Raw genomic sequence first — 15,566 nt, 5'->3', positions numbered from 1 at the left:
CCCCCCCCCCCCCCCCCCCCCCCCCCCCCCCCCGGCCCAAACCACCGAACCCGCACTTGGCGACCCACCACGAGGCGCTCCGCCGTTCACCCGCAGGCGAGGGCTTCCGATCGCCCTTTGCAGGATCAGACGTTGAAGCGGAAGTGCAGCACGTCGCCTTCCTGCACGCGATATTCCTTGCCTTCCAGGCGCAGGCGCCCGGCTTCCTTGGCACCGGCTTCGCCCTTGAACTTGATGAAGTCGTCGTAGGCAATCGTTTCGGCGCGGATGAAGCCCTTCTCGAAATCGGTGTGGATGACCGCGGCCGCCTGCGGCGCGGTGGCGCCCTTGCGCACGGTCCACGCACGCACTTCCTTCACGCCTGCGGTGAAATAGGTCTGCAGGCCCAGCAGCTGGTAGGCCGCGTTGATGACGCGGTTCAAGCCCGGCTCCTGCAGGCCCAGGTCGGCCAGGAAGGTGTCACGGTCCTCGTCATCCAGCTGCGACAGCTCCTCTTCGATGGCCGCCGACACCGGCACCACTTTCGCACCCTCTTCGGCCGCGCGCGCGCGCACCGCATCCAGGTGCGGATTGTTCTCGAAGCCATCTTCCAGCACGTTGGCGATGTACATCACCGGCTTCAGCGTCAGCAGGAACAGGTCACGCACCAGCGCTTTTTCCTCTTCGTCCAGGCCGGCCGCACGACCGGCCTTGCCATCGGCCAGCGCCGCCTGCAGCTTGGCCAGCACCGGCTTGCGTGCCGCCGCTTCCTTGTCGCCGCCCTTGGCCGAACGCTCGGCGCGGTTCAGCGCCTTCTCCACGCTGTCCAGGTCAGCCAGCGCCAGCTCGGTATCGATGGTGTCGATGTCCGACAGCGGATCAACCTTGTTGTTGACGTGGATCACGTCGGCGTTCTCGAAGCAACGCACCACGTGGGTGATCGCATCCACTTCGCGGATGTGCGCCAGGAACTTGTTGCCCAGGCCTTCGCCGCTGGCCGCACCGGCCACCAGGCCGGCGATGTCGACGAACTCGACCGCCGTCGGGATGACCTTCTGCGGGTTGATGATCGCCGCCAGCTCGTTCAGCCGCGGATCCGGCACCGGCACGATGCCGACGTTCGGCTCGATGGTGCAGAACGGAAAGTTGGCCGCGGCGATACCTGCCTTGGTCAGCGCGTTGAACAGTGTCGACTTGCCCACGTTGGGCAGGCCGACGATTCCGCATTTGATACCCATGTTCGACAACCTTTGGGGTGAAAGTGATTGGCGAAAAAGCGCACGCGCCGTTTTGCAAATCATTTTCATCGTGCCACCGCCGAGCATGGCTCGGCGCTACCCCTCTTCGCTGGGTTACTTCGGGGTATGCAGGCGCTTCATCGCCTCGTTGAAATCCCCCTGCACTGCCAATGGCAGCACATCGATGGCATCGTCGATGGCCCGTGCGATCAGCACGTCGTCGTCCTTCGATGCCCGTCCCAGCACCCACGGCACCACGCGGTCCTTGTGGCCGGGATGGCCGATGCCCACGCGCAGGCGATGGAACCTGCCGTGCCCGAGCAGACGGATGGTATCGCGAAGGCCGTTCTGCCCCCCGTGGCCGCCATCGAACTTCAACCGCGCCGCACCCGGCGGCAGGTCCAGCTCGTCGTGTGCCAGCAGGGTTTCTTCAGGCTCGATCTTCCAGAACCGCTGCGCGGCGGTGACCGACTTGCCACTGAGGTTCATGTAGGTGGCCGGCTTCAGCAGCCAGACCGGCTGGCCTGCGATATCGACCTTGGCGGTCTCGCCGAACAGCTTGCTGTCCACGCTCCAGCGTGCGCCCGCCTTTTCGGCCAGGGCCTCCACAAAATGAAACCCAGCGTTGTGCCGGGTCCGGGCGTGCTCGGCGCCTGGGTTCCCCAGGCCGACGATCAGTCGCAATCCTGCCATTGTCTCTTCCTGTTACGGCCTGCCAGCGCTGCCGGCAGGTACGGCGCCCGTCCCGGGGGACAGGCGCCGCAACGGCATTACTCTGCGGCTTCTGCGTCTTCGGCAGCGTCGGCAGCGTCTTCCTTGCCGTGCTTGGCGGTGACCACGGCATCGTCGTGATCCTTGCCCAGCGCCAGCGCCGGCAGCTCAACGCCCTTCGGCAGCTTGAGGTCGGACAGATGGATCACGCCACCGGCTTCCAGGGCGCCCAGGTCGACTTCGATCGACTCCGGCAGGTCCTTCGGCAGGCAGGACACGGTCACTTCCTTCACTTCGTGGGTGACCACGATGTCCGAAGCCTTGCCAGCCGGCGAGGTTTCTTCGTTGATGAAGTGCAGCGGCACCGAAGCGGTCAGGACTTCGTTCTCGTTCACGCGCAGGAAATCCAGGTGCAGGATCAGCTGCTTGAACGGGTGGCGCTGCATGTCACGCAGCAGCACGCGCTCGACCTTGCCATCGAGGTTCAGGTCCAGGATGGACGAGTAGAACCAATCGTTGTACTGGGCCAGCCAGATTTCATTGTGGTCAAGGCTGATGGCGACCGGCTCGGCGTTGCCGCCGTAGACGATCGCCGGGATCACGCCAGCGTGACGCAGGCGGCGGCTCGCACCCTTGCGCTGCAGTTCACGCTTGGTGACCTTGATTTCATGGGTCTTGGACATTTTCTACTACCTGTTGGGTGCCCTGCCGTGTGGCGGGGCGGATGAAGGCACTTCCGCGACCAGAAGTGCCCTTGGAGTTCCCTGCCGTTACCGGCCGGAACGAAAAAAAATCAATCCACGTACAACGAGCTGACCGACTCACCGAAGGCGATGCGGCGCATCGTTTCGGCCAGCATTTCCGCCACGCTGAGCTGGCGGATCTTGCTGCAGACCCGCGCGGCGTCCTTCAGCGGGATGGTGTCGGTCACCACCAGCTCATCGAGCTGGGAATTGGTGATGTTGTCCACCGCCGGGCCGGACAGCACCGCGTGGGTGCAGTACGCCGCGACCTTGAGCGCGCCGCGCGCCTTCAGGGCAGCAGCAGCGGCGCACAGCGTGCCGGCGGTATCGACGATGTCATCGACCATCACGCAGGTCTTGCCTTCGACGTCACCGATGATGTTCATCACGGTGGACACGTTGGCGCGCGGACGGCGCTTGTCGATGATCGCCAGGTCGGCATCGTCCAGGCGCTTGGCGACGGCGCGCGCACGCACCACGCCACCTACGTCCGGGGACACCACGATCAGGTTTTCGGTGCCGTAGGCGCGCCAGATATCGGCGAGCAGCAGCGGCGAGGCGTACACGTTGTCCACCGGGATATCGAAGAAGCCCTGGATCTGGTCGGCATGCAGGTCCACGGTCAACACCCGATCGGCACCGGCGGTGCTGAACATCTTCGCCGCCAGCTTGGCGGTGATCGGCACGCGCGAAGACCGCATGCGGCGATCCTGGCGCGAGTAGCCGAAGTACGGCACTACCGCGGTGACGCTGGCCACCGATGCGCGCTTGAGCGCGTCGATCAGCACCAGCAGTTCCATCAGATTCTCTGCGCTGGGCGCACTGGTCGGCTGGATCACGAAGACGTCCTGCTTGCGGACGTTCTCTTCGATTTCGACCTGCACTTCACCATCGGAGAAGTGCGACACCAACGCCTTGCCCGGACGCACGCCCAGTTCCTTGCAGATGTTCTGTGCGAGGCGTTTGTTGGCGTTGCCGGAAAAGACCAGCAGGTTGGGCGAATCTTGCATCATGATTGTCTCGGGCGGGGGCGAGTGGCGGAGATCGGGTTACCCCAGGCGCCCGAAGGCCCCTGCGGCTGATTGCACCACGGCATTTCCACGTCCCGCGCAGACAGCTGCGCTGGTTGGCGCGGACCAAGCCGCAAGTGGCAGGGGCGGGAGGATTCGAACCTCCGAATGCCAGGATCAAAACCTGGTGCCTTGGGCCTCTTGGCGACGCCCCTGCATCAAATGAATCAGTTACGCTCGAGTGCATCCAGCAGTGGTGACCGGCCAACGCCTGCCACCACCCACGCCCGCAACTCCTTGGACAACCCCGCCCTGCCCGCCTGCGCAGCCTGCTGCGAAGGGAACTCGACGAAGCACCCACTTCCCGACCCTGTCAGCCGCGCCGTGCCGATGTTGCTCAACGCAGCAAGCACGGCCTCTACGGCAGGCTCGCGGCGGCGCAGCACCGGTTCGAACGCATTGCCGGACAGGTATCCGGAAACGAAGTCCTCTATTTTCGCCATTGGACTGTCGCGCGTCAAATCCGGATCCGCAAAAAGGGCGGGAGTGGGCACGTGGACCCCCGGATCGGCGATCACATACCACGCCGGCGGCAGCTCGATGGGGGTCAGCTGCTCCCCTATGCCCTCGGCCCAGGCGTTGTGCCCGCGCACGAAAACCGGCACATCCGCACCCAGCTGCAGGCCCAGTGCGGCCAGCGCATCCGGGCCCAGCCCGGTGCCCCACAGCTGGTTCAGTGCCACCAGGACGGTCGCCGCATCGGACGACCCACCACCGAAGCCACCGCCGGCCGGCACGTGTTTTTCAACGATGATGTCAACACCTTCGACGATGTTGCACGACGCCTGCAGCAACAGCGCCGCCCGCACGGCGAGGTCATCGGACTCCGCTACGCCGGGCAGCGAGGCGCCTTGGCGACGCACCTGCCCGTCCCGGCGCAGGCGAAGTCCGATCCGGTCACCCCAGTCGAGCAGCCGGAACACGGTCTGCAGCTGGTGGTAGCCATCGGCGCGACGGCCGGTGATGTTGAGGAACAGATTCAGCTTTGCCGGAGCCGGCCACCAGGTCCAGCCATCGGCGTCATCATGCGACGGATTCATGGACCGGCCGCGCCCCACTGGTCGACCACCAGGCGTACCTTGGCGTCGCCCTTGCTGGCTTCGATACGTCGCGGCAGCGACTGTCGGCCGTCCTGCGCCGGGTACCAGTCCAGGTAATCCACCTGCCATCCGGCCTGGCGCAGCTGGCGCGGTCGCCCTTCGGCGTCGCGCTGCAGGGCGGCTTCGCCGCTGCCTTCCAGCACCAGGCCACGGGTCCAGTCCGGCAATTGGTTGACCGGGATGTCCCAGCCGGTCGCCTCGAGCAGGACAGCCTGCGCATCGGCGCCTTCGCGCGGGCCACCGTCCAGCCCTTCCAGCCGGCCGCTGCCCTGCGTGGCGTCACCCTGAAGGCGCCAGCTCTGCCGGGTCACCGGGGCACTGAGCTGGACCTGGTAGGCACTGCCCTGCTGGTCCCATTCAATGCGGCCACTGCCGCCGTTCTTTCCCTTGCTGACCGCCACCCGGCCCTGGAACGCCCAGTCCGGCTGGGCCCGCAGCGCCTGCACGCGTGCTGCTTCGGCACGTTCGGCAGCTGGGGACACGCTAAAGGCCACGTCCGGCACCGGGGTCTTCTGCGAACCGACCGAGGTACAGGCGGCCAGCGCCAGGGTGACCGTTGCCAGCAGCAACGGCCGGGTCATCGAATGCATCATGGCTTGAAGGTCTCACGGACGCGCTGCAGCGCGCGGTTGTCGGGATCCAGCTTGGCGGCTTCGTCGAAGTAGCGCCGCGCCTCGTCCTGGCGGCCCATCACCCACAGCACTTCGCCCAGGTGCACGGCGATCTCGGCATCCTTTGCCAGCCCATGGGCGCGGCGCAGCTGCACCAGCGCCTCCTCGTTGCGGCCCAGCCGATACAGCACCCAACCGTGGCTGTCGATGATGGCCGGGTTGTCCGGCTCAGCCACGCGGGCGCGGTCGATCAGCTCCAACGCCTCCTGGTAGCGGTGGGTGCGGTCGGCCAGGGTGTAGCCCAAGGCATTCAATGCGGCGACATTTTCCGGTTCGGTGACCAGCACCTTGCGCAGGTCCGCTTCCGCACGCGGGATGTCATCACGACGTTCCCAGGCCAGGGCGCGCGCATACAACAGCGCGTTCTCGTCGGGATAGGCGGCCAGCCCGCGCGCCAGCGCGTCCAGCTCGCCGGCCTCGTCGCCTGCGCGCAGGCGCAACTCGGCTTCCAGCAGATAGGCGTCGCGGCGCGCTTCTTCGGCCAGCACCGCATCGGACTGCACCGCACGTACTTCTTCCAGTGCCTTGGCCTGGTTGCCCAGCAGGCCCTGCGCATTGGCCGCGCGCAGGCGTGCTTCGCTCAGCTCATCGCCGCCGGGCACGCTGTGGTACCAGTCCACCGCCTCCTGGTAGCGCTTGAGGTATTCGGCGATCTTGCCCAGCAGCAGGCGCTGCGCCGGATCGGGCTTGCTGGCCGCACGCGACAGCTCGGCGTACAGCGCGGTCAACGCAGTGGCGTCGTCCTGCTTGGCCAGCAGCGAGGCGCGCATGCCGTAGGTCTGGGTGTCCTGCGGGCCGCTGGACAGTACGCGCTCGGCGGCCACCGTCTCGTTCATGCCGTCGTAGGCGATGGCCACGGCATTACGCAGGTCCACGCTGGTGCGGGTCTGGGGCTCCAGCGCCTGCAGCACCACCACGGCCTCCGCCTTGCGCCCGGTCTGCTGCAACTGGCTGGCGCGCAGCAAGGCCACGCGCGGATCCTGCGGGAACCGGCGCACTACCTCGTCGACCATGCGCTGGGCCAGCTCGGGCTTGTCCATGCGCATCGCCAAGCGGCCGAATTCCTGCCAGACCTCGATCCGGTTGGGGATCGCGTCGGCCTGGACCAGCGCCTCGAGTACCTGCGCCGGCACCCCCGGATCGCGCCCGCCACCGACCAGCGCGGCCAGGGTGAAGCGCCAGCCTTCCTCGCCGGGCGCGGCCAGCAACGCCTTCAGTTCAGTGGTTGCACGCTCCGGCTTGCCCTGGCGCATGGCCAGCGCCGCAGCGGCGCTACGCATCGACAACGAGCGCGGTGCGCGCTGCTGCCACAGCGCCAGCGCCTGCGCGGCACGGGCGTCATCATTGGCCAGCATGGCGATCCGGGTGGCCCGTTCGGCCAGTCCGGCGTCACCGTCACTGGCCTGCGCGGCGAGCAGGTACTGCGCGGCCGAGTCGGGCAATTTGCCCGCCTGCAGAGCGAATTCGCCTACCAGCGCGGGCTCCAGCGACGGCTCCTGGGCCCGTTCGGCCTGGTCCAGCACGCGGGCGACGGAGGGGGCTGCCAGCGCGTCGCCAGCCATCAGGCTGAGCAGCAGAACACTGGAGATGCGAATCAATGCGGGCATCGACGGCATTGGGGCCTTAAAATGTGTGCCTATGGCCAGCAGCTTATCGCAAGCAACTGAACAATGACCCTGTGGGTGCTCGGACTGAATCACCAGACCGCACCGGTGGACCTGCGCGAACGCGCAGCCTTCGCCGGTGACGCCCTGCCGCGCGCGCTCGGTTCGTTGCGCAATACCCCGCAGATCGCCGAGGCGGTGTTGCTGTCCACCTGCAACCGCACCGAACTGTATGCGGTGGCCGACTCCGAGACCGCCCTGAACCAGTGGCTGCAGGGCCAGGCCGGCGACCTGCAGGGCTATCTGTACCAGCACGCCGACGCCGATGCGGTGCGCCACCTGTTCCGCGTCGCCACCGGGCTGGATTCGATGGTGCTGGGTGAACCGCAGATCCTGGGCCAGGTGAAGGACGCCTGGTCGGTCGCACGCGAACATGGCCTGCTCGGCCAGCGCCTGGACCGGCTGTTCCAGCAGACCTTCTCGGTGGCCAAGCGCGCGCGGACCGATACCCAGGTCGGCGCCAACCCGGTTTCTGTAGCTTCTGCCGCGGTGCGGCTGGCGCAGAATTCCTTCGCGCGGCTGGACGATTCCACCGTATTGCTGGTCGGCGCCGGGGAAACCATCGAGCTGGCCGCGCGCCACCTCAGCGATGGCAAGGTGCGCCGCCTGCTGATCGCCAACCGCACCCTGGCCCACGCCCAGGACCTGGCCAGCCGGCATGGTGGCGTGGCCTTGCCGCTGGCCGAGCTGGACCGCCATCTTGCCGAAGCGGACATCGTGTTTTCCGCCACGGCCGCACGCGAGCCGGTGATCCACCGCGAGGCCGTCGCCACCGCGCTGCGCGCCCGTCGGCACAAGCCGATGCTGCTGTTCGACCTGGCCGTGCCGCGCGACATCGAAGCCAGCGTGGCCAGCCTGGACGACGCCTTCCTGTATACGGTGGACGACCTGGAGCGGGCGGTGGAAGACAACCGCCGCAGCCGCCGCGAAGCCGCCGCCGAAGCCGAAGCGATCATCGAACTGCAGGTCGCGCGCTTCGTGGAAACCCAGCAGGCCGGCACCCACCACGCCCCGCTCAGGCAGCTGCGCGCGTTCGGCGAGACCACCCGCGCGGAAATGCTGGAGCGCGCGCGGGCACAGCTGGCCAACGGCAAGCCGGCCGATGAAGTGCTGGAACTGCTCGCCCATGGCCTGACCAACCGCTTGCTGCACCCGCCCACCGCTGCCCTGCGCGCCGCCGCGCTGAGCGGAGATGCCGACCTGACCCGCGCCGCCGAGCGCCTGTTCCCGGCGCAGCCGGGATACCACCATCCTGCCGTGAGACCTGATGACGCCGACCCTGCGCCGTAAGCTTGAAGCGCTGGCCGAGCGCCGCGAAGAACTCGAACGCCTGCTTTCCGACCCCAGCGTGGTGGCCGACAACAAGCGCTTCCGCGATCTTTCGCGCGAGTTCGCCCAGCTGGAACCGGTTGCCACCGCGCTGGCCGAAGAGCGCCGCGCCAAGGACGACCTGGCCGCCGCCGAGGCGATGCGCGCCGACCCGGACCTGCGTGAGCTGGCCGAGGAAGAAGTCGAGGCCGCGCAGGCCCGCCTGGCGCAGCTGGACCAGGACCTGGCGCTGCTGCTGGTGCCGCGCGACCCGCGCGACGAAGGCAACCTGTTCCTGGAAGTGCGCGCCGGCACCGGCGGCGACGAAGCGGCGATCTTCGCCGGCGATCTGTTCCGCATGTACGCGCGCTACGCCGAGCGCCAGGGCTGGAAAGTCGAGATCGAATCGGACAGCCCGGGCGAGCACGGCGGCTACAAGGAAGTGGTGGCCCGGGTGGTCGGGCGCGGCGCGTTCTCGCGGCTGAAATTCGAATCCGGCACGCATCGGGTGCAGCGGGTGCCCGCGACCGAATCGCAGGGCCGCATCCATACCTCGGCGGCGACGGTGGCGATCATCCCCGAAGCCGATGAGATCGACGAGGTGCAGATCAATCCGGCCGACCTGCGGGTGGATACGTTCCGTTCCTCCGGCGCCGGTGGCCAGCACGTCAACAAGACCGAATCGGCCATCCGCATCACCCACGTCCCGACCGGGGTGGTGGTGGAATGCCAGACCGAACGCAGCCAGCACGCCAACCGCGACAAGGCGATGAAGCGCCTGAAAGCGCAGTTGCTGGATGCCGAGCGTTCGCGCCAGGACGCAGCGCAGGCGGCGTCGCGGCGCCTGCAGGTCGGCAGCGGAGACCGCAGCCAGCGCATCCGTACCTACAGCTTCCCGCAGGGCCGCATCACCGACCACCGCGTGGAAGGGTTGACCCTGTATGACCTGCCCAACGTGATGACCGGCGACATGGACGCGCTGCTGCAGCGGCTGTCGCAGGAACACCAGGCCGATGCACTGGCCCAGCTGGCGGCGTCGGCCTGATCGATGCAGCCCGCCAGCCAGCGCCAGCAGTTGCAGCAGGCGGTACGCCGCCAGCCGACGGACTTCATCGCCTGGGTGATGCTGGCCGATGCCGAACTGGAAGCCGGTGACCTGGCAGCGGGCGAACAGGCCGCGCGGCGTGCCCTGCAGCTGCGCCCGCGGCATCCCGAGGCGCTGGCCCGGCTGGGCCGGGTGGCGTGGATGGCCGGCGCGCACGGCGATGCCGCGCAGCTGCTCGGCGAGGCTGCGGCCAGCGCGCCGCAGCACCCCGGCATTGCGTTGTGGCTCGGCCACGCACTGGAAGATGCCGGCGATGCCGAGGGCGCGGCCGATGCCTACCGGCGCGCCCACGCGCTGCTGCCCGATGAGCCCTACATCGCCGCGCAGCGGCTGGCCTGGCAGCGCCGCCTGTGCGACTGGCAGGACGTTGATGCGCTGTCACGGCAGGTCCGCGATGCCGTGGCCGGCGGCCGGGGCGCGGTGGAACCGTTCGCCTTCCTCAGCGAGCAGGCCAGCGCCGCCGAACAGCTGGCCTGTGCGCGGCTGCGCGCGGCGCAGTTCAGCGGCGTGCGACCGTTGCCGCCGGCCTCGGTGCGGCAACGCGGTCCGCTGCGGATCGGCCTGCTGTCCAACGGCTTCGGCGCGCACCCCACCGGCCTGCTGACCGTGGCGGTGTTCGAACAACTGCGGCAGGACACGGCGCTGGACATCCATCTTTTCGCGCTCGACCGCGACGATGGCAGCCCGATCCGCCAGCGTCTGTGCGCGGCCACCCGCCTGCACGACGTGGCGGGCCTGCGCCATGCCGACGTGGCCGCACGGATCCGTGCCGAAGGCATCGACGTGCTGTTCGACCTGCGCGGCTGGGGCGGTGGCGGCGTACCGGAAGTGCTGGCCCTGCGCCCGGCCCCGGTGCAGGTCAACTGGCTCGCGTATCCGGGCACCTCCGGTGCACCGTGGATGGACGTGGTGCTGGCCGACGACTTCGTGCTGCCGGCCACGCTGGAGGCGCACTTCAGCGAGCGCGTCGTGCGCCTGCCGCGAGCCTTCCAGCCATCGGACAATACCCGTGCGCTGCAGCCGGCACCGTCGCGTGCCGCGTGCGGCCTGCCGGAACACGGCGTGGTGTTCTGCTGTTTCAACAACAGCTACAAATTGAATCCGCGCAGCATGGCGCGGGCCTTCCAGGTCCTGCAGGGCGTGCCCGGCAGCGTGCTGTGGCTGCTGTCCGGGCCGGGCCGCGCCGATGCCCGCCTGCGTGATGCAGCGCGCGCGGCCGGGGTGGATCCGGCGCGGCTGGTGTTCATGGCCAAGCTGCCGCATGCGCAGTACCTCACCCGCTACGCGCTGGCCGACCTGTTCCTGGATACCCATCCGTACAACGCGCACACCACCGCCTCGGATGCGCTGTGGGCCGGCTGCCCGGTACTGACCTGCCCCGGCGATACCTTCGCCGCGCGCGTGGCCGGCAGCTTGAACCACCACCTCGGCCTGCATGCGATGAACGTGGCCGACGATGCCGCCTTCATCACCCGCGCCACGGCGTTGGGCAATGACCCCGCCGCGCTGGCGCAGCTGCGCACGCAGTTGGCCCAGGCACGTGCCTGCAGTGGCCTGTTCGACATGGCCGGCTTCGCCGCGGACCTGTCCCGGATGCTGCAGCAGCTGGCCAGCGAACGGGGCTGGCAGGGCGCGCACACCGCCTGAACCGCGCACGCGGCACACTGGGGCTTCCACCCAACGGGAGCCTTCGATGGCAAAGCTGAAGCGCAAGGCCTACGAGGCCCTGCTGGAACCGATGCAGCTGGAACTGGCCACCATGGCGCGCTGGGTGCAGCTGACTGGCCAGCGCGTGCTGGTGCTGTTCGAGGGGCGCGACACCGCAGGCAAAGGCGGCGCCATCCAGGCCATCAGCCAGCACCTCAACCCCCGCCAGTGCCGGGTGGTCGCACTGCCCAGGCCGACCGACCGCGAAGCCACCCAGTGGTACTTCCAGCGCTATGCCAGCCACCTGCCAGCGGCCGGCGAGATCGTGCTGATGGACCGCAGCTGGTACAACCGCGCCGGCGTGGAACGGGTGATGGGCTACTGCAGTGACGCGCAGTACCGGCAGTTCCTGCAGCAGGCGCCGGTGTTCGAACAACTGCTGGTGGACGACGGCATCCTGCTGTTCAAGTACTGGCTGGCGGTGGACCAGGCGCAGCAGGAGGAGCGTTTCGCCGAGCGCCATGCCAATCCGCTGAAGGGCTGGAAGCTGTCACCGGTGGACCTGCAGTCGCGCGACAAGTACGAGGCTTACACCCAGGCCCGCGAGGCCATGCTGCAGGCCACCCACCGTACCCATGCGCCGTGGACGCTGGTGGATTTCAACGACCAGCGCACGGGTAGGCTGACCCTGGTCCGCGACCTGCTGGACCGCCTGCCCGATACCCATGTCGAGGAGGCGCTGCCAGAGCTGCCGAAGCTGAAAGGCAAGCTGCACCGCGAGCACTACGCGCTGCTGGAGCCGATCCCGGACGTGGTCTGACAGGGCTACGGGGCCAGGTTCCTTTTGCACTGCAGAAGGAACCTGGCCCCTGACATCCTCATTCACCCGGCTTACTTGCCGGCAATGCGCGCTTCGATGTCCGCCGCCGTGACCGGACCCACGAACGAATGCACCACCTTGCCCTGCGGGTCCACCAGGTGGGTCAGCGGCAGGCCGCGCGGGGTGGCGAAGTCGGCCGGCGGATCGTACGGGTCGACGATGGCGATCGGATAGGTCACCGGCCGTTCCTTCAGGAAGGCCTGCATGTCCGCCGGCTCGATTTCCTCATACGCCAGCCCGACCACTTCGATCTCGCTGCGCATCGCGTGCAGCGCGGACAGCTCCGGCATCTCCTTGCGGCAGGGAGCACACCAGGTGGCCCAGAAGTTCACCACCACCCACTTGCCGCGGTGCGCGGCCAGATCATATTCGGCGCCGTCCACGGTCTTGACCTTCAGGGCCGGGAACTCGGCCGTGACCCGCTCTGCAGGCGCTGCACCATCGGCTGCGCCAAGTGCCGCATCCGGGTCGGCGGCAGGCGCTGGCGTGGCCGCGTCGGCAGCAGGCGGCGCGGCGGCCGGTGCGGTGGCAGCAGGTTCGGCGGCGGGCTTGCAGGCGGCCAAGAGAACGGACAGGGTGACGACGAACAACGTGCATCTCATCGGGGCGTATCTCCGGGGGGATAGATGTCGCTGACGCGACGCTTGAGTTTCTCACGCAGTGGCAGGCGCAGTTCGTCCAGCGCCGCCAGCGCGGCCTGGCCCAGGCTGTCCTGGCGATAGGGCAGGTGCGCTTCGGCCACCGGGATGCGCAGCTGGGTGGACTCGTACAGGTCGGCCAGGGTCAACTGCTCCAGGTCACGCGCCAGCATCCACTCACCGTTCTCGACGCGGCGCAGCAGCGCGATCCGCTCCATGTCACACAGCAACTGCTGCAGCAGCGAGTCGGTCATCATCGGCTCGTGCTGCAGGATCTCGTCGTCCTCCAGGCCCTTGCCCAATGCGCGCGCCTGCTGGAAGCGCCCGAGCAGGCGCAGCAGCGCGTAGAACTCATACCCCTGCGGCAGGCGCAGTTCCGCCGGCTGGTAGCGGAAGGCGGCCATCGAAGAGGCCAGGGAAGCGCCCAGCAAGACCGCCACCCAGCACAGGTAGATCCACAGCAGCAGGATCGGCACGAAGGCGACGGTGCCGTACAGCTTCTGGTAGGACTGGAAGCTGCCCAGGTAGGCACCGATGCCCCACTTCACCAGTTCCAGCAGGATCGCCGCCAGGATCGCACCGGGCACCGCATGCTTCCATTTGACCGTGTGGTGCGGCACCACGCGGTACACCAGCGTGATGCACACGAACTCGATCAGCACCGGAGCCAGCCGCAGCGAGAAATCGGCCAGCCACCGTCCTTCCTGGGTACCGAACAGCGGCAGCGCGAACACCCGCGCCGAGACTGCCAGCGAGGCTGCCGCCAACATCGCGCCGAGGGTCAACACGGTCCAGTAAACCAGGAAGCGGGTCAGCTTGGGCCGCGACGATCCCACCCGCCAGATCTGGTTGAAGGTTTCTTCCACGCTGTTGAGCGTGATCAGCAGCGAGATCACCAGCGCGATGAAGCCGGCCGCGGTGAGCTGGCCGGCGCTGGCGCTGAACTGCCGCAGGTAGCCTTCTGCCGCACGCGCCGCGCTGGGCACGAAGTTGGAGAACACGTAATCGCTGAGCTGGTCGCTCCAGCGATCGAACACCGGGAAGGCGGACAGCACGCCGAACACCACGATGGCCAACGGCACCAGGGCGAACACGGTGGTGTAGGCCAGCGCGGCGGCGGCCTGGAACAGGCGGTCATCAAGGAAGCGCCGCCACAGGAAACGGCCGAAGCTGGCTGCGCGCGGACGGTCGCGCGCGCGCTCCATCCAAAGATTGATCGTGTTCAACGGTTCCATCGGCGCAAGGGTACCCGATGCAGGATCGCCGCAGGATAGCCATACTGGCGTCTCCTGGACGAGAAAGCGGGTCGATGATGGGCGAGATCCTGGTGCTCTACTACAGCCGAGGCGGTTCGGTGGCACGGCTGGCGCGGCAGATCGCGCGGGGCATCGGCGAGGTTCCGGGCATGGCCGCGCGCGTGCGCAGCGTGCCCGCCGTGGCCGCCGTGACCCAGATCGCGCGTCCGCCGGTACCCGATGAAGGCGCGCCGTATGTCAGCGTCGAAGACCTCGCCGCGTGCGATGGGTTGCTGCTCGGCAGTCCCACCCGGTTCGGCAACATGGCCGCCCCGATGAAGCACTTCCTGGATGGCCTGGGCGCGGAGTGGGTCAATGGCACGCTGGCCGGAAAGCCGGCGGCGGTGTTCACCTCCACCGCCTCGATGCATGGGGGCCAGGAATCCACCCTGCTGTCCATGCAGCTGCCGTTGCTCCACCACGGTTGCCTGATCGTCGGCATTCCGTTCACTGAAGCTGCGTTGAGCCACACCACCAGCGGCGGCACGCCCTACGGTGCCAGCCACGTGGCGGGTGCCAATGATGACCCGCAGCCCACCGAGGACGAAGCCACCCTGGCCCGCGCGCTTGGCCGACGGGTCGCCGATATCGCACGGCGGCTGGCCTGATGGCCACCACCGCGCGCACCGTGCTGCTGCTCGCCCTGATGGGCCTGGCGGCGCTGTACGCCGGCTGGTTCATCAACGACCGCCACTGGCTGGCGACCCAGCTGGTGTTCACCGCCCCGCCGCTGGTGCTGGCGATCGCGCTGCGGATGGGCTGGCGCAAGGCCGGTTTCTGGGCCAGCGTGCTGGCGCTGGGCTGGTTCAGCCATGGCGTGATGAGTGCCTGGAGCCATGCCGAAACGCGCGCGCTGGCGTGGCTGGCGATCTGCCTGTCGCTGCTGGTGATCTTCGCCGGCAGCCTGCCCGGCCTGCGCGCACGTTTCAGCCGAAAGCAACGCTGACGGCCCCCACCGGGGCCGGTATCATCTGCGTTCCTGTTCCTGCAGCGCCGTTCCAGGCTCCGAAGACATGCCCATGATGGAAGACCTCCTGATCGTCACCACCGGTGGCACGATCGACAAGATCTACTTCGACGACAAATCGGATTACCAGATCGGCGATCCGCAGATCGGCATGATCCTGCGCGAGCTGGGCGTGACTTTCCGCTTCAACGTCATCCCGATCCTGCGCAAGGATTCGCTGCACATCAGCGATGACGACCGCGAGCTGATCCGCGCCACCATCGCCGCACAGCCTACCCGCCATGTGCTGGTCACCCACGGTACCGATTCGATGGTCGCTACCGGAAAGGTGCTGTCGACCATCCCGGACAAGACCATCGTGATGACCGGCGCGTTGAGTCCGGCGCGCTTCCGCGGTTCCGATGCCGAGTTCAACATCGGCTGCGCCATCGGCGCAGTGCAATCGCTGGCTGCCGGCGTATACATCGCGATGAACGGGCGCATCTGGGATCCGCAGAGCGTCCGCAAGAACGTGGCCGAGAACCGTTTCGAAGCGGCCTGACCGCTCAGG

16 protein-coding genes and 1 tRNA gene are annotated in these 15,566 nt (G+C 67.9%); 7 read left to right on the top strand and 10 right to left on the bottom strand.

The window, feature by feature from the left end; all coding sequences use genetic code 11:
- Positions 1-125 precede the first annotated feature (125 nt).
- From ychF to H9654_RS14825, 8 genes are all read right to left on the bottom strand, one after another.
- Positions 126-1,217 (bottom strand): redox-regulated ATPase YchF, encoded by a 1,092-nt coding sequence (gene ychF / locus H9654_RS14860; protein ID WP_042614858.1) that lies wholly within the window; start codon positions 1,215-1,217, stop codon positions 126-128.
- Between the two features lie 114 nt (positions 1,218-1,331).
- Positions 1,332-1,910: an aminoacyl-tRNA hydrolase gene (gene pth, locus H9654_RS14855; RefSeq protein WP_101099649.1), complete on the bottom strand. Its 579-nt coding sequence runs from the start codon at positions 1,908-1,910 to the stop codon at positions 1,332-1,334.
- A 77-nt stretch (positions 1,911-1,987) separates the two neighbouring features.
- Complete coding sequence (locus tag H9654_RS14850) at positions 1,988-2,611, bottom strand: 50S ribosomal protein L25/general stress protein Ctc (RefSeq protein ID WP_042614860.1); 624 nt, start codon at positions 2,609-2,611, stop codon at positions 1,988-1,990.
- 110 nt (positions 2,612-2,721) lie between these two features.
- A complete protein-coding gene (locus H9654_RS14845) occupies positions 2,722-3,681 on the bottom strand; it encodes a ribose-phosphate diphosphokinase (RefSeq protein WP_042614861.1) in 960 nt (319 codons plus the stop codon).
- 138 nt (positions 3,682-3,819) lie between these two features.
- Positions 3,820-3,896, bottom strand: a tRNA-Gln gene (locus tag H9654_RS14840).
- A 12-nt stretch (positions 3,897-3,908) separates the two neighbouring features.
- Positions 3,909-4,781 (bottom strand): 4-(cytidine 5'-diphospho)-2-C-methyl-D-erythritol kinase, encoded by an 873-nt coding sequence (ispE, locus tag H9654_RS14835; protein WP_191771600.1) that lies wholly within the window; start codon positions 4,779-4,781, stop codon positions 3,909-3,911.
- Positions 4,778-5,431 (bottom strand): lipoprotein insertase outer membrane protein LolB, encoded by a 654-nt coding sequence (gene lolB, locus H9654_RS14830; RefSeq protein ID WP_406833486.1) that lies wholly within the window; start codon positions 5,429-5,431, stop codon positions 4,778-4,780. Before lolB ends, ispE begins: the two co-directional genes overlap by 4 nt.
- The gene (locus H9654_RS14825; protein ID WP_191771596.1) at positions 5,431-7,119 is read right to left on the bottom strand and encodes a tetratricopeptide repeat protein; all 1,689 of its coding nucleotides are present in this window, start codon (positions 7,117-7,119) and stop codon (positions 5,431-5,433) included. Before H9654_RS14825 ends, lolB begins: the two co-directional genes overlap by 1 nt.
- A 63-nt stretch (positions 7,120-7,182) precedes the next feature.
- Between H9654_RS14825 and hemA the strand changes: the two genes are divergently transcribed.
- The 4 genes from hemA to ppk2 are packed head-to-tail and all read left to right on the top strand — an operon-like array spanning position 7,183 to position 12,056.
- Positions 7,183-8,466: a glutamyl-tRNA reductase gene (hemA, locus tag H9654_RS14820; protein ID WP_191771594.1), complete on the top strand. Its 1,284-nt coding sequence runs from the start codon at positions 7,183-7,185 to the stop codon at positions 8,464-8,466.
- On the top strand, positions 8,444-9,529 hold the full coding sequence (prfA, locus tag H9654_RS14815) for a peptide chain release factor 1 (protein WP_191771592.1): 1,086 nt from the start codon (positions 8,444-8,446) through the stop codon (positions 9,527-9,529). The genes hemA and prfA overlap by 23 nt, the downstream gene beginning before the upstream one ends.
- 3 nt (positions 9,530-9,532) lie before the next feature.
- Entirely contained in the window at positions 9,533-11,236 is a 1,704-nt protein-coding gene (locus H9654_RS14810) for an O-linked N-acetylglucosamine transferase, SPINDLY family protein (RefSeq protein WP_191771590.1), read from the top strand.
- Between the two features lie 46 nt (positions 11,237-11,282).
- Positions 11,283-12,056: a polyphosphate kinase 2 gene (gene ppk2, locus H9654_RS14805; RefSeq protein WP_191771588.1), complete on the top strand. Its 774-nt coding sequence runs from the start codon at positions 11,283-11,285 to the stop codon at positions 12,054-12,056.
- A 71-nt stretch (positions 12,057-12,127) separates the two neighbouring features.
- Here the strand turns inward: ppk2 and H9654_RS14800 are convergent, their stop codons facing one another.
- Together H9654_RS14800 and H9654_RS14795 are read right to left on the bottom strand one after the other, a co-directional pair.
- A complete protein-coding gene (locus tag H9654_RS14800; protein WP_191771586.1) occupies positions 12,128-12,718 on the bottom strand; it encodes a TlpA family protein disulfide reductase in 591 nt (196 codons plus the stop codon).
- The gene (locus tag H9654_RS14795) at positions 12,715-13,989 is read right to left on the bottom strand and encodes a YihY family inner membrane protein (protein ID WP_101099641.1); all 1,275 of its coding nucleotides are present in this window, start codon (positions 13,987-13,989) and stop codon (positions 12,715-12,717) included. The genes H9654_RS14800 and H9654_RS14795 overlap by 4 nt, the downstream gene beginning before the upstream one ends.
- Before the next feature lie 77 nt (positions 13,990-14,066).
- On the opposite strand from H9654_RS14795, the gene wrbA reads away from it, so the two are divergent.
- From wrbA to H9654_RS14780, 3 genes are all read left to right on the top strand, one after another.
- Positions 14,067-14,657: an NAD(P)H:quinone oxidoreductase gene (wrbA, locus tag H9654_RS14790; protein WP_406833485.1), complete on the top strand. Its 591-nt coding sequence runs from the start codon at positions 14,067-14,069 to the stop codon at positions 14,655-14,657.
- Entirely contained in the window at positions 14,657-14,995 is a 339-nt protein-coding gene (locus H9654_RS14785) for a DUF2069 domain-containing protein (protein ID WP_182657530.1), read from the top strand. Before wrbA ends, H9654_RS14785 begins: the two co-directional genes overlap by 1 nt.
- 76 nt (positions 14,996-15,071) lie before the next feature.
- Positions 15,072-15,557: an asparaginase domain-containing protein gene (locus H9654_RS14780; RefSeq protein ID WP_101099654.1), complete on the top strand. Its 486-nt coding sequence runs from the start codon at positions 15,072-15,074 to the stop codon at positions 15,555-15,557.
- The last annotated feature ends 9 nt before the right edge of the window (positions 15,558-15,566 follow it).

This window comes from Stenotrophomonas lacuserhaii (assembly GCF_014836545.1).
In the GTDB taxonomy this organism is placed as follows: Bacteria; Pseudomonadota; Gammaproteobacteria; order Xanthomonadales; family Xanthomonadaceae; genus Stenotrophomonas; species Stenotrophomonas lacuserhaii.
Note: the sequence above shows the minus strand (reverse complement) of the source record. Positions and strands in the feature narration are given on the sequence as shown.

Bases quoted from the DNA above. Each gene is read 5' to 3' on its own strand.
- ychF (WP_042614858.1), bottom strand. From the start codon at position 1,217: ATGGGTATCAAATGCGGAATCGTCGGCCTGCCCAACGTGGGCAAGTCG.
- pth (WP_101099649.1), bottom strand. From the start codon at position 1,910: ATGGCAGGATTGCGACTGATCGTCGGCCTGGGGAACCCAGGCGCCGAG.
- H9654_RS14850 (WP_042614860.1), bottom strand. From the start codon at position 2,611: ATGTCCAAGACCCATGAAATCAAGGTCACCAAGCGTGAACTGCAGCGC.
- H9654_RS14845 (WP_042614861.1), bottom strand. From the start codon at position 3,681: ATGCAAGATTCGCCCAACCTGCTGGTCTTTTCCGGCAACGCCAACAAA.
- ispE (WP_191771600.1), bottom strand. From the start codon at position 4,781: ATGAATCCGTCGCATGATGACGCCGATGGCTGGACCTGGTGGCCGGCT.
- lolB (WP_406833486.1), bottom strand. From the start codon at position 5,431: ATGCATTCGATGACCCGGCCGTTGCTGCTGGCAACGGTCACCCTGGCG.
- H9654_RS14825 (WP_191771596.1), bottom strand. From the start codon at position 7,119: ATGCCCGCATTGATTCGCATCTCCAGTGTTCTGCTGCTCAGCCTGATG.
- hemA (WP_191771594.1), top strand. From the start codon at position 7,183: ATGACCCTGTGGGTGCTCGGACTGAATCACCAGACCGCACCGGTGGAC.
- prfA (WP_191771592.1), top strand. From the start codon at position 8,444: ATGACGCCGACCCTGCGCCGTAAGCTTGAAGCGCTGGCCGAGCGCCGC.
- H9654_RS14810 (WP_191771590.1), top strand. From the start codon at position 9,533: ATGCAGCCCGCCAGCCAGCGCCAGCAGTTGCAGCAGGCGGTACGCCGC.
- ppk2 (WP_191771588.1), top strand. From the start codon at position 11,283: ATGGCAAAGCTGAAGCGCAAGGCCTACGAGGCCCTGCTGGAACCGATG.
- H9654_RS14800 (WP_191771586.1), bottom strand. From the start codon at position 12,718: ATGAGATGCACGTTGTTCGTCGTCACCCTGTCCGTTCTCTTGGCCGCC.
- H9654_RS14795 (WP_101099641.1), bottom strand. From the start codon at position 13,989: ATGGAACCGTTGAACACGATCAATCTTTGGATGGAGCGCGCGCGCGAC.
- wrbA (WP_406833485.1), top strand. From the start codon at position 14,067: ATGGGCGAGATCCTGGTGCTCTACTACAGCCGAGGCGGTTCGGTGGCA.
- H9654_RS14785 (WP_182657530.1), top strand. From the start codon at position 14,657: ATGGCCACCACCGCGCGCACCGTGCTGCTGCTCGCCCTGATGGGCCTG.
- H9654_RS14780 (WP_101099654.1), top strand. From the start codon at position 15,072: ATGGAAGACCTCCTGATCGTCACCACCGGTGGCACGATCGACAAGATC.